This window comes from Porifericola rhodea (assembly GCF_030506305.1).
GTDB lineage: Bacteria > Bacteroidota > Bacteroidia > Cytophagales > Cyclobacteriaceae > Catalinimonas > Catalinimonas rhodea.
On the sequence record NZ_CP119421.1, the window covers coordinates 2736150 to 2753477 of the forward strand.

General features: G+C 37.4%; 16 protein-coding genes, 1 tRNA gene and 1 CRISPR repeat array. Of the genes, 13 read left to right on the forward strand and 4 right to left on the reverse strand.

Going from position 1 to position 17328, the window contains the following annotated elements; all coding sequences use genetic code 11:
- Positions 1 to 40 precede the first annotated feature (40 nt).
- Positions 41 to 547 (reverse strand): FKBP-type peptidyl-prolyl cis-trans isomerase, encoded by a 507-nt coding sequence (locus PZB74_RS11225; protein WP_302242724.1) that lies wholly within the window; start codon positions 545 to 547, stop codon positions 41 to 43.
- A 66-nt stretch (positions 548 to 613) separates the two neighbouring features.
- On the opposite strand from PZB74_RS11225, the gene PZB74_RS11230 reads away from it, so the two are divergent.
- The 13 genes from PZB74_RS11230 (at position 614) to PZB74_RS11290 (ending at position 15384) form a co-directional block, all read left to right on the forward strand.
- On the forward strand, positions 614 to 1378 hold the full coding sequence (locus tag PZB74_RS11230; RefSeq protein WP_302242725.1) for a type III pantothenate kinase: 765 nt from the start codon (positions 614 to 616) through the stop codon (positions 1376 to 1378).
- A gap of 79 nt (positions 1379 to 1457) precedes the next feature.
- Positions 1458 to 1529, forward strand: a tRNA-Arg gene (locus tag PZB74_RS11235).
- Positions 1530 to 2230: 701 nt separating this feature from the next.
- The gene (locus PZB74_RS11240) at positions 2231 to 4093 is read left to right on the forward strand and encodes a TIGR02556 family CRISPR-associated protein (protein WP_302242727.1); all 1863 of its coding nucleotides are present in this window, start codon (positions 2231 to 2233) and stop codon (positions 4091 to 4093) included.
- Positions 4094 to 4155: 62 nt separating this feature from the next.
- Positions 4156 to 5070 carry a type I-B CRISPR-associated protein Cas7/Csh2 gene (gene cas7b / locus PZB74_RS11245; RefSeq protein ID WP_302242729.1) on the forward strand — a complete coding sequence of 305 codons (915 nt, stop codon included), beginning with the start codon at positions 4156 to 4158 and terminating at the stop codon, positions 5068 to 5070.
- Entirely contained in the window at positions 5057 to 5818 is a 762-nt protein-coding gene (gene cas5b / locus PZB74_RS11250; RefSeq protein ID WP_302242731.1) for a type I-B CRISPR-associated protein Cas5b, read from the forward strand. Before cas7b ends, cas5b begins: the two co-directional genes overlap by 14 nt.
- 24 nt (positions 5819 to 5842) lie before the next feature.
- Complete coding sequence (gene cas3, locus PZB74_RS11255; protein WP_302242732.1) at positions 5843 to 8227, forward strand: CRISPR-associated helicase Cas3'; 2385 nt, start codon at positions 5843 to 5845, stop codon at positions 8225 to 8227.
- A 64-nt stretch (positions 8228 to 8291) separates the two neighbouring features.
- Entirely contained in the window at positions 8292 to 8543 is a 252-nt protein-coding gene (locus PZB74_RS11260; protein WP_302235981.1) for a hypothetical protein, read from the forward strand.
- Between the two features lie 2 nt (positions 8544 to 8545).
- Positions 8546 to 8920, forward strand: a complete 375-nt coding sequence (locus PZB74_RS11265) for a type II toxin-antitoxin system VapC family toxin (protein ID WP_302235984.1) — start codon at positions 8546 to 8548, stop codon at positions 8918 to 8920.
- Positions 8917 to 9600: a CRISPR-associated endonuclease Cas6 gene (locus PZB74_RS11270; protein WP_302235987.1), complete on the forward strand. Its 684-nt coding sequence runs from the start codon at positions 8917 to 8919 to the stop codon at positions 9598 to 9600. The genes PZB74_RS11265 and PZB74_RS11270 overlap by 4 nt, the downstream gene beginning before the upstream one ends.
- Before the next feature lie 50 nt (positions 9601 to 9650).
- Entirely contained in the window at positions 9651 to 10658 is a 1008-nt protein-coding gene (gene cas1 / locus PZB74_RS11275; protein WP_302235990.1) for a CRISPR-associated endonuclease Cas1, read from the forward strand.
- On the forward strand, positions 10655 to 10945 hold the full coding sequence (gene cas2 / locus PZB74_RS11280; RefSeq protein ID WP_302235993.1) for a CRISPR-associated endonuclease Cas2: 291 nt from the start codon (positions 10655 to 10657) through the stop codon (positions 10943 to 10945). Before cas1 ends, cas2 begins: the two co-directional genes overlap by 4 nt.
- Complete coding sequence (gene cas4 / locus PZB74_RS11285; RefSeq protein ID WP_302235995.1) at positions 10946 to 11518, forward strand: CRISPR-associated protein Cas4; 573 nt, start codon at positions 10946 to 10948, stop codon at positions 11516 to 11518. It abuts the gene before it with no gap.
- 211 nt (positions 11519 to 11729) lie between these two features.
- A CRISPR array of direct repeats spans positions 11730 to 13442; the repeat unit is 37 nt; unit sequence CTTCCAGCGTACCATCCATCACAATAAGGATTGAAAC.
- 1693 nt (positions 13443 to 15135) lie between these two features.
- Positions 15136 to 15384 carry a hypothetical protein gene (locus PZB74_RS11290; protein ID WP_302235997.1) on the forward strand — a complete coding sequence of 83 codons (249 nt, stop codon included), beginning with the start codon at positions 15136 to 15138 and terminating at the stop codon, positions 15382 to 15384.
- Here PZB74_RS11290 and PZB74_RS11295 read toward each other — a convergent pair.
- The 3 genes from PZB74_RS11295 to PZB74_RS11305 form a co-directional block, all read right to left on the reverse strand.
- Positions 15381 to 15863 (reverse strand): CYTH domain-containing protein, encoded by a 483-nt coding sequence (locus PZB74_RS11295; RefSeq protein WP_302236000.1) that lies wholly within the window; start codon positions 15861 to 15863, stop codon positions 15381 to 15383. The two genes, PZB74_RS11290 and PZB74_RS11295, sit on opposite strands and share 4 nt — an antisense overlap.
- A gap of 6 nt (positions 15864 to 15869) precedes the next feature.
- Positions 15870 to 16157 carry a hypothetical protein gene (locus PZB74_RS11300; RefSeq protein WP_302236001.1) on the reverse strand — a complete coding sequence of 96 codons (288 nt, stop codon included), beginning with the start codon at positions 16155 to 16157 and terminating at the stop codon, positions 15870 to 15872.
- 208 nt (positions 16158 to 16365) lie between these two features.
- On the reverse strand, positions 16366 to 17274 hold the full coding sequence (locus PZB74_RS11305; protein WP_302236004.1) for an AEC family transporter: 909 nt from the start codon (positions 17272 to 17274) through the stop codon (positions 16366 to 16368).
- Positions 17275 to 17328: the final 54 nt, after the last annotated feature.

The following is a 17328-nucleotide window of genomic DNA, read 5'->3' on the forward strand; positions in this document are numbered from 1 at the left end:
CCATACTTTTTGATGAGCAGGCAAATGTAAAAAGAAAGACTTAGAACCTAATACCGTCTGGCATAATGTATCTTTTCTGTACAGACTCATCAGCTGTGGCCTGGCGAATGTTTAGTATTCTGCCACTAAAATGTAGGTCTTTGCCTGCCATAGCATGGTTAAAATCTACCTTCAGGTGTGTAGCATTCTTTTCTACAACTTTGCCATTTTGGGTATAACCATCATCATCAGTTACGGCTACATATTCTCCGACATCACGAATTGAGTCAGCCATTTCCTCATCCACCACAAATCTTTCAATGGGTATAGCCGCTATATTATCTTTAGTATAAGGTCCGTACGCGTGAGTAGCAGGAATTATAAAGCTAAAAGTATCGCCGGATGATAGTCCTCTTAAGTTTTCCTGAAAGCTATCTAAAATTCCATCAGACTTATAGTAAAATATGAAAGGGTAGGCAATGTCCATTACTTCCATAACATTTCCATTTACATCCCCATCCCTAAGCTTGTAGCTAAGGGTAATTATACGATTTTCTTCAACGACCATATCTTGAGGGTTTGATATAAAAAAAGAACACTACATATTAGGCATTGTTTAACCTATAATACTTCTATGTTACTAGCGATTGACATTGGTAACTCAAACATTGCTTTTGGAATATATTCTGATAGATGGAAGCGTCATTGGCGGTTGAATACAGTAGCAGATAAAACTGCTGATGAGTATGAAGTACTCTTCCGTTCATTACTCAATAGTGTACAGCAAGATCCAGCGGAAATAAGCCAGGTAGTAGTAAGTAGTGTAGTGCCCCCACTCACTTCTACCTTTGTAAGCATGATTCGCTCCGTTTTTTCTGTTGAGCCGCTGATTGTTAATGGCCAGACTAATACCGGGATCAAAGTTAGTATTGATAATCCCCTTGAAATTGGCTCCGACCTGTTGGCGAATGCTGTTGCGGGCTATCATAAGTACCAGGACAAGTGCATTGTAGTAGATTTTGGTACGGCACTCTCTATAACTATTGTAGGTGTGGGAGGAGTTCTTTTAGGCGGTTCCATTGCTCCTGGCCTCAAAACCTCTATGAAAGCTTTAACCTCTAATACAGCTCAATTGCCTTTTGTACAGTTAGAAGTTCCAAACTCTGCAATTGGTAAAAATACAGTGCATGCCATACAGTCGGGTATGGTGCTGGGCTACATTGGATTGGTAGAATCTTTAATTAAACGGATTAAGGCTGAACTGGGAGAAGATGCAAAAGTAATTGCTACCGGAGGTTTATCAGAAGTAATTGCTCCGCATACTCAAGAGTTTGATGCGCTAGAGCCCTGGCATACTCTGGAAGGGCTTAGGCTCATTGCTGAAAAAAACGCTAATTAAAGTGAGATAAGAGTTGTAGAGCGTATACAAGGTTTGAAAAAGCAAAGGGAAAAGATTACTTTTGCCAAGGAAAAATCAAGGCCCCGTAGTTCAATGGATAGAATAAGAGTTTCCTAAACTCCAGATACAGGTTCGATTCCTGTCGGGGCTACATATATCTTTTATAAGTGACTTATAATCAGTGAATTATAAGGGTGGTTCTTTCTCTGTTGAAACAATATTGAAACATTTTTATTTTCACTATTCTAAGTGTTTACTTTTTTGTCTGAATTATATTTCTCTTCAAATAAGATTTAATTTTAGAAAAATACTTTTTCGTAATGTTTGTAGTCCTATACCATCCATAAGGATTATTGGAATAAATTAATATTTTTTTCTCCTTTAAAGATTAATTATTTGCAATCAAAAGGTATTGTTTGACTCGACAGTTCTTCTATTATAGCTAGCCTGTATAAGGTCCTACCAGTTCTTTGAACAAATAAAAAAGGTGCTGGGTAAGTGTCTCATAATGAAAAAAATAAGCTTCAAAACCATAAAATTTAATTCAATTTAACGGTTTGAGGTGAGAAGAGATCCTACGAATTATGAATCCTTTACGCTAGTACTTATGACGTTTTGCGATTTTTTTTCTAAAAACGTTATTGGAAGTCTTACCTAAGGTATGATATATCTACCATTACGATTTTGCCAACTTCAATTAGTGAACGTGTATGAATTTTCACCCTATAGTGTCGTTAATTATTGACCAAATTATACAGCACTAGTCATAATTTCTTATTTTTCTCTAGCATACTCATAGATTCTTTGAGTGATTTTCATATATTTTAAGGCTTTAGGCCAATTTTATTATACATGCAAGACCGAGTTATAACTGCAATAGGAAGATTAGCCCTAGAAAAATCCTCCCAAACTGATCCTTATCAAATTTTTGTGCAGGATATGTTTCCTGGACAAAATTATCATATGCTTTTGCTGGTGTTTGCAACTTCTAAAAATGAAAATAGCAGATCTATAAGCTTCAAAGGCACAGATATGGAAACGGTAAGTGAAAAAAACTATGAAAAGTTTGCTTACCGCAAAGGTTCTGCAAGAGGTGGAGATATTACGTTTACCACTAAATTAAGTAGTGTTCCTACTAAGTTTAAAACTTTTGCCAAACAACAACTTAAAGTGGTACCCAAAATTGCCAAGAGTATTAATCTGCAATATGAATATGAGCTGTTCAAAACATTAGCAGAGTATGTTAATCAATATTATGAGGAGCTAGAAGAAAAGTTAACAGAAGAGCATAATGCTTTGGATAAAAAAGCACAGCAAGCATGTGGCTTAAGCCTGAAACTTATAGTTGATGGTGAAGAGATGTATCTGAGTGATTTTAAAACTATTAGATATCAAATCTTAACGAATGGCACTGAAGGTAAATCTAATAAGTACAATGTTACTTCAGAAGGCAAGAATCAACAGTGTTCAATCTGCCTAGAAAAAAAAGATAAGATACATGGCTTTGCTTCTCCATTTAAATATGCAACTGTGGATAAAACAGGTATGGTTAGTGGCTTTTTTAATCAGAAAAACAACTGGAAAAACTATCCTATATGCTCCGATTGTGCATTAACTTTTGAAGTTGGCAGCAACTATGTACAGCAGCATTTGAAAAAATACTTTTACGGTAAAAGTTACTATGCTATTCCAAAGTCTGTAATAAAAGGAGATGTTAAGAGTTTGCAAAAAGCCCTCAACAGAATAGAAGATATTGCTTATCAATTAAGAGAGGGACACGTTATCAAACAGTCAGAAGAATACCTGATGCGAACTATAGCAAAGGAGAATAATCATTTTACACTTAACCTTCTTTTTTTTGAGGAGAATCCCACAACCAAAGCCATTAAAATCAAACTCATGCTGGAGGAAATTTTACCATCCAGATTTAATAGGCTATTTGTAGAGGTGCCTGAAATCATAAACAAAAACTCTTTATACAAAGGAGCCCTCACCATAAAAAAAGAAAAAGTGAACCTAGTCTTTAGCTTTGGTATTCTGAAGACATTTTTTGAGGAGGATTTCTATGACATTGTAAATACTGTGTTTTTAGGATTGCCACTTTCAAAAGAAGTGCTGTATGCTAAATTTATGAAAGTGATCAGGCAGAACTACAATAAGATGCAGTCTTCAGAAGGCTTTGTAGAAAATACTTATCATACCCTCTTAAAGACTCATATTACATTAGCTTACCTCATAGAACTAGAAAACATTAAATACAACCATAAAACTAACATCATGGACATAATTGAATCAACTAAAAACAAAAGCAGATTCAATCTGGAAAAATTTAAAGTGTTTGTAGAGCAAAATAAGTCTTTTTTGGATGAAGAGTATAAAATAGGGCTTTTTGCTGTGGGTATTTTAGTGCGTTTTTTACTAGATATTCAGTACTATGAACTTAAAAACACTCCTTTTGAAAAAAAAATGAAGGGTTATAATCTTAATCCTACTCTAATTCAAAACATATACAAGGAAGCTCTGGATAAAATATTTAAGTACAGAAGCTTTTATGAGTACTCTGATTTAAGAGAAGTAATTAATTACTATTTTATCCTTCAACAACCCTCAATCAAAGGATTATCAAACAATGAACTTTCATTTTATTTTGTTGCTGGACTTGAGTTTGGTGGAAAATTTAAAACTGAAAAAGTGAAAGAAGAGAAGTCTATTTAATAAAACCATATCATAAAAGGCATTACTCAATAAAAAAATAACCTAATAACCATTACCAAAAAATGTCAGCACTTCAAAACCGAACCGAACTTCTATTTTTATATGAGGTAGAAAATACAAATCCTAATGGAGATCCTCTTAATGAAAACCGCCCTCGCTTTGACAGTGAAGAAAGTAAAGTATTGGTATCCGATGTAAGACTTAAAAGAACAATTCGTGATTATTGGTTTGAATATAAGGGATATAATGGAGAAAATGGCAAGGACATTTTTGTAAGGGAAACCAAATATGAGAAAGGTGGTCTTAATGATGCCAAAGAACGAGCTAAAGCTTTTAGCGAAAAAAAAGAGGTTGTACTTGAAAAGTGTATAGACATAAGAGTATTCGGTGGTGTCCTACCCTTGAAAAATGATTCCCTTACTTTTACCGGCCCCACACAGTTTCAGATGGGAAAATCACTTCATCCGGTAGAAGTTATCACTGAACAGGGAACAGGTGCATTTGCTTCTACTGCTGGGAAAGGACAGGCTACATTTCGTACTGAGTATAAGGTTCCCTATGCAGTGATCGGCTTCAACGGAATCATAAATGAAAAGGCTGCACAATACACATTGATGTCAGATGAAGACAAGAAGTTACTGTTAGAAGGTGTTTGGGAAGGGACTAAAAATCTGATTTCACGCTCAAAGTTTGGTCAAAGTCCAGTTTTACTCTTATCAATTACATACAAGGAGCCTTTCTACATCGGAGGGTTAAGACAAAGACTTAAACTGGAAACAAAGGACAAAAATGATCTTCAAATTCGCAGTCTTGAAGATTTTTCATTGGCTTTGGATGATCTTATTGATGAACTCAAAACTTATCAGGAAAAAATTGATACTGTAGAAATCAAACTTGATAAGCGTTTGAATCTAACCTATAAGGAAAATACCATATTATTAGAAAACGGAAAATTAGCACTTAATGAAATCGGCTAAAATTCTAGTTTTCAAAATTTCTGGTGAATACGCTCATTTCCGCAAATTCAACACCACCTCATCTCCGCTAACTTATCCTATTCCTACACCACCTGCTTTAGCAGGTTTGCTCGGTGCTATTTTAGGTATAGAGAGAGAGATAACTCCCGGTAAGTTCAATGAAGGAATAGTACCGGTTAATGAGGTTTTTGGAAATAATAAAGCAAGTTTTGCCATTCAAATAGTTAAACCTCTCAAGAAAGTAAACATAGGATTTAACTTGCTTGATACCGACAAATCGGCCAGTAGTTTTTTTAACATCACTAATCGTACTCAGATTGAATTTGAAATGTTGAAGGATGCAATATTCCGTATCTTCTTGATCCATAGAGAAGATTCTACTTTTAAAGAATTGGAGGCTCGTATTGTTGATAAAAAGCATCATTTTACTCCCTACCTAGGAATTAGTCAGTGTACGGCAAATGTAGAGTACGAAGCAACGATAAACGCTCATAAGATAGAAAATCAAGCCGGAGATTTTGTAAGTATCATTTCTGCAATCAAGCTTGGTCAATTGAATGAAGAAAAACCAATCAATTTTGATCAAAATACCAGTTATGCTACTGAAACAATGCCTATTGTTATGACCAAGGATCGTATTGTGGAAGAGTATAGTGAGGTTATTATGGAGCAAAACGGGAAATCTATCAACGCAAATATTCAATCTTACTGGTCTATACCTGATTTTGGCAACATAAGTTTTCTGTAAGCTAATACAATTAAAATTGATGTAATGATTTACTCCCACCCTGGAATCCCTTTGATCCAGCACCTACAGATAGTTGGAGATAATTGTAAAAGTCTCATACATAACAGAAGTATGGCGATTGATATTGAGAGTCATATCATCGCTGATATTGCATATATAGCTGGAGCCTTACATGATATTGGAAAAGCTACCATGTTCTTCCAACACTACTTACTTACCAAGGATCATGAAATAATCGGACCTAAAAGCCATGCTTTGATATCTGCTTTACTTGCTTATAAAGTCTGCCAGAGATATCTACAAAGCACAAATTTAGAAGAAGGTGATAAGTTAGTTCTTCCAATCTTTGTATTCACAGCAGTTAAAAGACATCATGGTAGAATTAGAAACTATGATTATGAGTTACTTAGAAATTCTGAAAAATCTGATGAACTAGTAAAGCAAGCGGCTAATTTCGCTGAAGGTAGTGATAAGCTCTTTGAAGATCTGATTCCAAAGACTCTTTCAGACTACGCCTGGGCTGAGTTTTTAGAGTATATATTAAAAAAAGAATTTGAGGCTGAACTTGCTGCTTTTTTCTTTGACGAGCTAGAAGATGGTTTCTACACTGCCTTATCTATAACTGATAAAATCAGATACTTCTACTTACACCAACTGCTTTATTCTACACTACTTTTTTCAGATAAAAGCGATGTTATCTTTAAAGATGAACAATCAGTTAAAAAAAGTAAGCTGGATTTTGACGCAATCCAGAATTTTAGGGAAAACAATAGTTTTAATAACCCTAGGAAGAAAATAGATATGCTCAAGAATGAAGCATATTTCTTATCAATTAAACACCTTCATGAAGTATTTCAACCCAACCAACATCTATATTCTTTGACTTTACCTACCGGTCTTGGTAAAACTATTACCTCCTTAGGTGTCGCTCTTGCCTTGAAAAAGCTAGTAAGTAATCCTCAATCAAAAATTGTAATCACTATTCCATTCACATCAATCATTGATCAAAACTATGAGGTCTTTCAGGAAATTTTCAATTCTCCAGATTCAACAATTCTGCTAAAGCATCATCATTTAGCTGATCCCTCTTATAAAGAAGGAGAAGATGAGTTTGATGCGCAAAAAAGTCAATTCTTGATAGAAACATGGCAGTCAGCAATAATAGTTACCACCTTTGTACAACTGCTAGAGACAATTTTTAGTAATGATAAGGCAAAGCTTTTAAAATTCCCCAATCTTATCAACGCTATCATTATTTTAGATGAAGTTCAACAAATTAACTATCAATATTGGCCCTTGATCAGGCAAGCTTTTATTTCTCTTGGGGAAAAATATAATTGCTACTTCATATTGATGTCAGCTACACAACCTCTGATATTTGAGCCTGGAAAAGAAATAATTGAAATCGTACCGGAGTATGAAAAATACTTCAAATTCTTCAACCGTACACGGCTTATCAATCGGGCTGAAACAAAAGTATCTTTTGACGAATTTACTGAGTATGTCATGAATTACCTTGATGATTACCCTGATAAAAATGTTCTGATCATCCTGAATACCAAGCAAAAAACAAGAGAACTTTTTGAAGCTTTATCTGAAACCCAGTCTGATAGTGATATTTATTATTTATCAACATTGATCACTCCTTATGAAAGGAAAAGAATTATTAATCTCATTAAAACTGGGCATAAAAAAAGACAAATAATTGTATCAACTCAATTGGTAGAAGCTGGTGTAGATATCTCTGTACATACGGTTTTCCGAGCACAAGCCCCTCTGGATTCTATCATTCAAGCAGCAGGGAGAGCCAATCGCTACAATGAAAACGCTGAAGTGGCAGAAGTTTATCTATATCAGATAGATGAACTTCAAAAAGCTAGTTCATTGATATACGGGCGTGATTTGTTGATAAAAACTTCTAATGTACTAAAAGGGATTGTAGAAATTGAAGAACAAAATTACCTAGAGCTAATCAAAAATTATTTCAAAGAAGTACATAAACAATCCTTAAATGTAGTCTCTGATATTAGCGAGGCAATGACCAATCTCAAGTTTGAAACCGTTGGGAGCTTTAGTTTAATTGAGGAGAAAAACTCTGAGCCTGTTTTCCTACAGCTAAACTCTCACGCAGTGGATCTATGGAATCAGTTTACAGCCATATATGATGATGATAGCCTGAATAAATTCGAGAAAAAAGCAGATTTTGCTAAAATAAAATCTTTATTTTATGATTTTGTAATTAATGTACCAGTTCCATATGGGCAAGAAGAAATTGATTTTGATAGAGCAAAAACTAAATATCACTTTTACCTGTCAGAGCTAGAAGATCCTTCATCTTATTATAACTATAGCGAAGAAGATTTTACACATAATACAGGATATGTTTCTCAAAAGAGCATGTATTTTTGATAAGCTCTTTATAAAAAACGAAAAGCATGGCAGCAATTGTTATCTTTAGAAAAACATTAGAAATATGAAAACCCTCACTCTATATTCTGATAATGAAGAAAACCTAAGGCTATTGCAGGAATTAGCGGATAAGCTGGGCGTGCAAGTGCGAGAGGAAGAAGAACAGATTTTAAATGCGGATTTCCCAAAAAAAGAATCAGTGGCAGAAGTACTGAGGGATTGGCATCAGCATGGAGGTCTGCAAACTTCTATCTCCGATCCGGTAGCCTGGCAGAGAGAACAGCGTAAAGATCGTAAACTTCCTGGCCGAAACTGATTATGCTTTGGGATAGTAATATCATTATCTACTCTTCGTTGCCGGAGCATGCATTTCTATTACAATGGAGTGAAGACTATTCAGTAGAAGTCTCAGCGATCAGTTGCCTGGAGGCGCTGGGCTACCATCAGCTAAAAGAAAAAGATAAAGCCTATTTTGAGCGTTTCTTTAAAGCTACGCATGTCATACCAATCAGCGATGTTATCCTTAAAACTGCGGTTCAACTTCGTCAGCAAAAAAAAATGTCATTAGGTGATGCATTAATTGCCGCTACTGCCTTAGAGCACCAACTGACATTGCTGACTAGAAACAAAAGTGACTTTCAGCATATCCAAAGCCTGACAGTCATTGATCCATTTGAGAAGCAAGATTTATGAATTCCATTCACACCGTTAACATTCAGTTTCCTGAAATTACTCTTGCTACCAGAGATGCGCATAAACTCAGAGGATATTTCGGTCATATGTTTGAAGAATATAGTCCCCTGTTACATAATCATCTAGAGGGTAGCCATAGTGGCGACAAAAAGCTTCGCTATGATTATCCCCTAGTGCAATACAAAGTACTGGATCAAGTTCCTACACTGGTTGGTTTAGAAGATGGTGCTCGCTTGCTGATAGAGTTATTTCTTAAGATCAAAGAACTCCATCTGAGAGGCCAGACCTTTCCAATATTGAGTAAAAATATCAGAAGTCAGACTTATGATATTGGGGTTGGGGAAGAGCTATATCAATATCGCTTTTTGACACTATGGATGGCTCTTAACCAAAACAATTTCAAACGTTATCAACAGGCGGATAAAGCAGAAAAAAGAAATATATTACAACGTATCGGCATTGGTAATATCCTCTCTCTATTGAAAGGACTAAATATCTATTTATCTGAAGAAGAACGCATTCTAATCAAGCTTAATCTCAATCCAAAGAGTACCAAATTCAAAGACCAAAATATGTTAGCTTTTGAAGGAAGTTTTACCACTAATGTGCTGCTACCTGACAGTATAGGCATAGGTAAAGCCGTCTCACGGGGATTTGGTAGCATCAAGAGGATTGATTAAATTATAATAGTCCCTGCCAATATATAAAAAACAAGCGAACCTGATCGTTTATGCAATTACACATCAACACCTATGGTAGCTATCTGCATGTCAAAGAGAAAATGTTTGAGATCAGAGTACCCCAAGACGGCAAAATGAAGCCTAATCATCTGGCTGCTCATAAGATTAAAACTATTATTATGGCAACAGGTACCGCACTCAGTACGGATGCAGTAAAACTGGCCATTATGCATAATGTAGATATTGTCTTTGTTGAGCAATATGGTGATCCCATAGGCAGGGTTTGGCATAGTAAATTGGGCAGCACCACCAAGATCAGAAAAGAACAGCTTGCTGCCAGTATGAATGAAGTGGGGGTAAAGTGGATCAAGTATTGGATTATGAATAAATTAGACAACCAGCTCAATTTCCTTAAAGATCTTAAAAAACACCGTAGCCAGCATCATACATTCATAGATGAGAAAGTAGAGCGCCTACAAAACCTGAACATATCAATACAGGCGCTTGAAGGTACAAGGGTAATTGAAATCGCCGATACCCTAAGAGGCTTGGAGGGCACTGCCGGGCGTCTGTATTTTGAAGCATTGAGTTATTTGCTAGCTAAAGAATACCGATTCAATGGTAGAAGTAATCGACCAGCGCAAGATGCTTTCAATGCTTTTCTCAATTATGCCTACGGTATGCTATACGGTAAAATAGAGCGTACCTTAATTATTGCCGGACTAGACCCTTATGTAGGCTTTCTGCATAGAGATGACTATAATCAATTAAGCTTTGTCTACGATTTTATAGAACCTTATCGCATTCACGCCGAATCAGTAGTATTTCGTCTGTTCTCTGCTAAAAAAGTAAACCAAGCGCACACTAATATAATTACTAATGGTTATTCTCTTAACCAGGAAGGCAAACAATTGCTGGTTACCGCTTTTAATAAATATGTGGAAGAAGATACCATTCGTTACAGAGGCCGTAACCAAACGCGCAGCAATGCTTTGCAGATGGATGCCCATACTTTTGCTAACAGCCTTATTAATCCACCTCAAGAAGAAGTATTATGATTGCCTGGGTAATGTATGATATACAGGAGAATAAGCCCCGTACCAAGGTTGCCAAACTTTGCAAACAGGCAGGTTTGTATAGAGTACAGAAGTCAGTGTTTCTAGGTACACTTACTGCTCATGAAAAAGATACGCTGGAGCTTCAGATTGAAGAAGAAATAGATGAAGATACAGATTCAGTGTATATTTTTCCCATGAGCAAAAAAGAATTACGAGAGACCGTATTGATAGGGCAGGCATTTGACAAGAAGTTGGTTACTGATGAAGTAAGAGAACTATTCTACTAAATGAGCCTTACACCATCTCATATTATCCAGTATTTATACTGCCCAAGATTCACCTATTTTGAGTATGTGCTGAGTATCCCTCAGCATGAAGAAAAGAGTTTCAAAGCCATGAAAGGTCGCGAAGTACATGATGAAAAGTTGGAGCGAAACAAAGATTACTTGAGAAAACGTTTGGGAGTGGTCGCCAAGCATCTGGATCAGTATTTGACTAACGACTATTTGCGAGGACGTGTGGATGAGGTATTGACTTTGAAAGACGATACGATGGCACCACTGGATTACAAATTTGCTGAGTACAAGGACAGGATATTTGAAACCTATAAAACCCAATTGTATTGTTACGCCTGGCTGATAGAAGAGAATTTTGGCAAGACTGTCAAAAAAGGTTTTTTGGTATATGTGAGAAGTAAGCATCAGGTGGTGGAAGTAGCAATTGAACGGGAGCATGTAAAAAGAGTACAGCAGGCCGCTGAACAGATATATCATATCATTGGTAATAACTACTATCCTAAGGCTACCAAGTCCAAGAAAAGATGTTTATCTTGCACATACCGGAACATATGTATTAGATGAGAAATGTTGAGAAAAGGCTTTTCCGGAGGTGAATTTATTGGGAGGTGTGCTAAAAAAGGTTTTAAGGTGCTGAAAATGAAAAGTTTATGCGTTCGGAAAAGTTAAAAAAAAGTGGAGTAAAACGCTCTTTGACATATTGTTTTTCTTCATTTTATGGGTGTCAGGTATCAGCTCATGTGTTTGATTATCAGGAATATAGAGCAGTGTACGGCTTCCAGCGTACCATCCATCACAATAAGGATTGAAACTTCCAATACGCGTGATTGCCTTTCAATCCATTCTCCTTCCAGCGTACCATCCATCACAATAAGGATTGAAACGGATTCCTAAGAAGCTTAATAATTTCATCAATTCTACTTCCAGCGTACCATCCATCACAATAAGGATTGAAACGTAAACGGAGAGTATGCTACTGCTCCCCATAAGATGCTTCCAGCGTACCATCCATCACAATAAGGATTGAAACACGTTACTGTAAGGGATGGTGAAAAGTATACGTCTGACTTCCAGCGTACCATCCATCACAATAAGGATTGAAACCCCCAACCCCTAAACCATGAAAGAAGATAAGGTAAATCTTCCAGCGTACCATCCATCACAATAAGGATTGAAACTCAAACACTCTTGATGGTATACCACCTGAAGAATCCTTCCAGCGTACCATCCATCACAATAAGGATTGAAACACACTAAAATGCATCTTAAGGACTCTGGGCTTTTCAACTTCCAGCGTACCATCCATCACAATAAGGATTGAAACGGGAGCAAATGATACACGAATATGAGTACGGTATCAAGCTTCCAGCGTACCATCCATCACAATAAGGATTGAAACGAAGGTATTATCCTTGAGTAAAGGCGAAGTAAAATCTTCCAGCGTACCATCCATCACAATAAGGATTGAAACACGCTGGTTTTGATCTTGCGGACGTAATTGGCGATTCTTCCAGCGTACCATCCATCACAATAAGGATTGAAACTCCCACCCAAACACCTCAGCAGCACCTTTGTAACTCTTCCAGCGTACCATCCATCACAATAAGGATTGAAACCGCGGTAAAAACCTGCTTCTGGTACCGCATAGTTTTCTTCCAGCGTACCATCCATCACAATAAGGATTGAAACCCTACTGGCATGAACGTGGCCAGCTCAATGATACAACTTCCAGCGTACCATCCATCACAATAAGGATTGAAACGTTGTAAAATAACCTTGTGCAGTAGGCATTTCCCATTCTTCCAGCGTACCATCCATCACAATAAGGATTGAAACATAACCAATTCACATATGCTAACCGTTAGCAAAGTACTTCCAGCGTACCATCCATCACAATAAGGATTGAAACAAAGTGGGTAATTATACCCACTCTTTTTTCTTCGCCTTCCAGCGTACCATCCATCACAATAAGGATTGAAACAAAGTGGGTAATTATACCCACTCTTTTTTCTTCGCCTTCCAGCGTACCATCCATCACAATAAGGATTGAAACGTTAGAATGCTACGCAATATACTCCAAAAACAACAACTTCCAGCGTACCATCCATCACAATAAGGATTGAAACATTCCGCTACTGGCAAGCTATACATACCAAAAATTCTTCCAGCGTACCATCCATCACAATAAGGATTGAAACGACTCATGGCTCGATAGCGAGTTTGAGCCTTACTTCTTCCAGCGTACTGTCCATCACAATAAGGATTGAAACCAAAAGGCAATGTCAAAAAACTGGGCAGAACATTACCTTCCAGCGTACCATCCATCACAATAAGGATTGAAACATAGAGGAGGACACATATCAGGTTGACGAGATTTGCCTTCCAGCGTACCATCCATCACAATAAGGATTGAAACACGCTTATAGTGAGTACTCATGGATAAATGTATAACTTCCAGCGTACTGTCCATCACAACAAGGATTGAAACTGTATGTCTGCCTTTTTGGTGAAAGAATTGAAATATTTTGCCCCTATTTTATCATAATGGCCAGACAAATTTAACTTAAACTACTAATGAATTAATACTTTTTATTCAGGATGTAAGGTGCAATCCTTGTAAATAAGTACTTATTTGCCTACAAATGACATTACATCCTCGCAGATGGGTACTTATCAGTCAACATTTAACCTTTAATGTTCGTCAATTAGTACTTATCTGTCTACATTTAACGTTCTATGTGCGTAAATGAGTAGTTGTCTTTCAGGATTGAACAGCCTATGTACGCAAAAAAGTCTTTCACAGGTAGAGTATGAGCTGCTATGGACTCCACAAATTGTTTCGCATGCTAGCTGTACTCTGGTTTGTGCATCTATGCTTAGTCCCCAGTCTAAGGTAATTACACCCTTTCTTTGAGGAACAATGTAGCCGTATCAGATAGCCACATGCAATCTAAATTTTTACCAGAGGTGTAATAAAGCGCAAATGTTTAAGGCTACTACTTACTTATAGTGAGGGTTGAACGGATAGATACAATAACTAAACTGCTGCCTGATTGGCAGTGCTCAAGAGTTGATCTAACTCAAGTCTGCTTGCTGTCTATACGCTCTACAACTTAGGCGTTGATCGTATATCTGGGGAAGGACATATCCAGGAAGTTTGGTGCCAGCCACATTCTCTAACTCCTATGGCTTCACGCATATTCTTATGAGGGTTGCGGGGCTCATTGTAGTTGGCCCGGATAGTACGCTTGCCTTCAGCGGCATAAATTTATCTAAAAGAAAGAGCTAATATCAGTAGTATTCTATGGTCAAGTGCCGGACTTATTTACCAATATGAGTTTGATAGGAGAAATAGGCTTTCAATTTTCTTATGCACTTCTTTATTATTGCTGTAAAATTAGCTTTAATAGCTGCTAAAGGTGAGAGTTTAAGTTAAACAAAAAGCGTTTTACTGAGTTGTATTTAATAAAAAAAGCGGTGCAGTAAAATACCGCACCGCTTTTGCTAGCCTCATGTAAACCTCATCAGAAGAGCTTATAAATTGAAAAAATTAAATATATCAGTTTAAAAAATTAAGCTCGTCTTTAACCTTTACTTCACATCTATATAGTCAAACTTGTTGCCAGCGTGCCAAAAGCCTGTGAGAGGGCTTTTGTGCTATAAGTATATGAACATAATTCTACAAGGCTGAGTAATTTTTACCCATTGTGTGTCTTCTTTATGCAACAGTTTGCATCTTTCTAAGTCTACTTACCTTCAAATACACCACTGCAACACTGCAAAATATGAAGCCCAGACAAGTATCTGACCCATGTAGGTAAGTTGAATTTATAACTAATTTAATATTTTACTGTATTTTAATAATCAATCGGTAAGTTCCTTTGATTACAACTATTTAAGGGCAGGTGTAAAAAACTAAAGAAGATTTTAAAATAGTCTGCAAACGAACCAGTATTTGCCTTTTATAGTTAGTGTTAAAATGTAAGTTGTGGTACCATAATATAACTGTATATTGCTGGTATATAATTTTTTTGTGATTATGCTGCGCTGATATGCGCATAATCCACTTTTTGCATCTGATGGTTGCCAAAACTACATTGTAAGGATTGCTGCCTCTTAGGCTGGCAGCAGCTTTCTGAGTTTCCCTTATTTGTAACATGAATTGTTACAAATTTAATTTGATGAAGCCCAAAGAGCAGATCAACTATATTTATGATCATTGCAGATTGGTTGACTTTCAGGTTGTACGTGAGCAATACCGTACCTTTGGTATTTGTCTGTACCATAATGGGCAAATATTCATTGAAGTGAGCTTTGATGGACTTCAGGGGGATAGAGTACGCCAGATAAAAGCCTACGAAAGTGTGAAAAAGCTGGCGCACTGGTACGAGCGTATAGATATTAAAGAAGTAATACCTCAAAAGATCTAAATACGAGCATCGGGTATCTGCTGGCTACTGGCCAGATGGCTGTTGGTATAGTGAGGGTCTTCTGTAACTTCCTGGCTAAACCACTCGGGTACTTCTAGTTGCTGGCTTGCTTCTACTGAGGCAAATTCTACCTCGGCCATCACCAGCCCACTGAGTTTGTCTTCAAAAACATCTAACTCAATGGTGTGCTGATCGTGCGGTATCTTAAAGCGTTTCTTTTTAATGCTCCTTGGCGCAGCGAGTGGCCATAGCGCATTAAACTGATCGGCCGTAAGTTCTATTTCTACTTCTTCTCTTTCTAAGAATCCCTGACCTTTAACAGTTAGGTAGTAATGTTCTCCTTTGCTACGGACCCGGATCTGCCGTCCGCTGGTATCCTCTGTCAGATAAGCCTGTTGTATAGGAATACCTTTGTACTGAGTAGTTACAAAATCAGGGAGTTCTCTTACTAAAAATTTGCGTTCAATCTCTTTTGCCATAAAAAATTAGTTGCCCGGCATAGGAAAACCCCGGGAAGTGCCTTCAATCTCTTTAGCGTAAAACACATCCAGAATTCTACCCGCCAGTATTAAAAAATAAGTGCTGGAACAGTGGTGGGTCATATACTGCTTGGAGAGCTTGTAATACGCGCTTATGTTGTGGTTGAGGTGATCGTAAATATCTTCTATTATCACCTGAACATTAACATTCCGTACCTCGGCTAACTCCTCAATTTTGTAGAAGTAGTCGTTGTCAATCAGATAGTTAGCTATTTCGGACTCACTAAGGTACATCGTAGTTAAAACTTAAGTGAATATTAACTTATCTACCGGAGGAAAGCCTAAACCGGCCTTTCCCTACATCTTTCTACTAGCCGTTTCTTTTACCAGCAAAATTGTACTTCAAGATAGTACATTCCATTCAATTATTCTTCTTTATAAAAAGTTTTACTGAAAAACAGAAAATTTTAGTAAGAAGCACCATACAACATACTTGTACAGATCAGGTGTAAAGCCAAAGAATAAACGGAATACTAAAAATTGCCAGAAAAGTCTCAAAGGTGAGTATGCCGGCCATTAGCTCGCTATCGCCTCCCATCTGCCGGGCAAGTATATAAGAAGATATAGCACCCGGCACAGACGCATATACCAATGCTACTTCACGGCTTACACCTTCCATCTGTACCAGGTAGAATAGTAGCATCAGCAGGCTGGGTAAAGCCAGTAATTTGCAGGACGAAGTAAGGCTGATTACTCCCAATGAGTGTTGAAGCGCTTTAAAGTTGAGTCCGGCACCTACCGAAAGTAGTCCAAGTGGTAAAGCTGCACGGCTAAATATGTTCATAAACTCTAGGCCACCTTCCGGCAGACCCAGAAAGTTGAGGACAATGCCTAGCAAACAAGCTACTATAAGAGGGTTGGTGATAAAAGTTCGGCTAAGTGATTTCCAGTCTCTACTGGACTGCGGAATATACAAAGTAAAAACTGCCACGCTCAGTACGTTTACCAAAGGTACTACTAGGGCTATGGCAATAGCCGTTAGCGCAAGTCCCTGTTCCTGGTACAAAGCTCCGGCTGCGGCCAGTCCTACATAAGTATTAGGCCTGATACTTCCCTGAAAAACCGAAGTAAAGCGAGCGGGCTTAATCCTGGCTATCCGCTGAACAATTATCAGTAGTAAAGAGACCAAAAGTGTGGCTAGCACTAACAAACCCGCCATAGGCAATATGCTTGTATCGCTGAGCCGGGCCTCTGCTATTTTGCTGATAAGCAAAGCAGGAAGTAGTACATAATAAGTGAGCCGGTCAGCTAAAGGCCAAAAGGCTTTGCCAGGAAAATTGTAGCGGTAAAATACCTGCCCTAAAATAACAACTCCAAAAATTGGCAGCAGTGCTTCCAGAAACTTAAGCATAGAACATTATACGATAATCAGGTGTAGCATTTCCGCTTACAAAGGTATCATGCC

Coding starts and splice junctions, on each gene's coding strand:
- PZB74_RS11225 (WP_302242724.1), bottom strand. CDS start 547: ATGGTCGTTGAAGAAAATCGTATAATTACCCTTAGCTACAAGCTTAGG.
- PZB74_RS11230 (WP_302242725.1), top strand. CDS start 614: ATGTTACTAGCGATTGACATTGGTAACTCAAACATTGCTTTTGGAATA.
- PZB74_RS11240 (WP_302242727.1), top strand. CDS start 2,231: ATGCAAGACCGAGTTATAACTGCAATAGGAAGATTAGCCCTAGAAAAA.
- cas7b (WP_302242729.1), top strand. CDS start 4,156: ATGTCAGCACTTCAAAACCGAACCGAACTTCTATTTTTATATGAGGTA.
- cas5b (WP_302242731.1), top strand. CDS start 5,057: ATGAAATCGGCTAAAATTCTAGTTTTCAAAATTTCTGGTGAATACGCT.
- cas3 (WP_302242732.1), top strand. CDS start 5,843: ATGATTTACTCCCACCCTGGAATCCCTTTGATCCAGCACCTACAGATA.
- PZB74_RS11260 (WP_302235981.1), top strand. CDS start 8,292: ATGAAAACCCTCACTCTATATTCTGATAATGAAGAAAACCTAAGGCTA.
- PZB74_RS11265 (WP_302235984.1), top strand. CDS start 8,546: ATGCTTTGGGATAGTAATATCATTATCTACTCTTCGTTGCCGGAGCAT.
- PZB74_RS11270 (WP_302235987.1), top strand. CDS start 8,917: ATGAATTCCATTCACACCGTTAACATTCAGTTTCCTGAAATTACTCTT.
- cas1 (WP_302235990.1), top strand. CDS start 9,651: ATGCAATTACACATCAACACCTATGGTAGCTATCTGCATGTCAAAGAG.
- cas2 (WP_302235993.1), top strand. CDS start 10,655: ATGATTGCCTGGGTAATGTATGATATACAGGAGAATAAGCCCCGTACC.
- cas4 (WP_302235995.1), top strand. CDS start 10,946: ATGAGCCTTACACCATCTCATATTATCCAGTATTTATACTGCCCAAGA.
- PZB74_RS11290 (WP_302235997.1), top strand. CDS start 15,136: ATGAAGCCCAAAGAGCAGATCAACTATATTTATGATCATTGCAGATTG.
- PZB74_RS11295 (WP_302236000.1), bottom strand. CDS start 15,863: ATGGCAAAAGAGATTGAACGCAAATTTTTAGTAAGAGAACTCCCTGAT.
- PZB74_RS11300 (WP_302236001.1), bottom strand. CDS start 16,157: ATGTACCTTAGTGAGTCCGAAATAGCTAACTATCTGATTGACAACGAC.
- PZB74_RS11305 (WP_302236004.1), bottom strand. CDS start 17,274: ATGCTTAAGTTTCTGGAAGCACTGCTGCCAATTTTTGGAGTTGTTATT.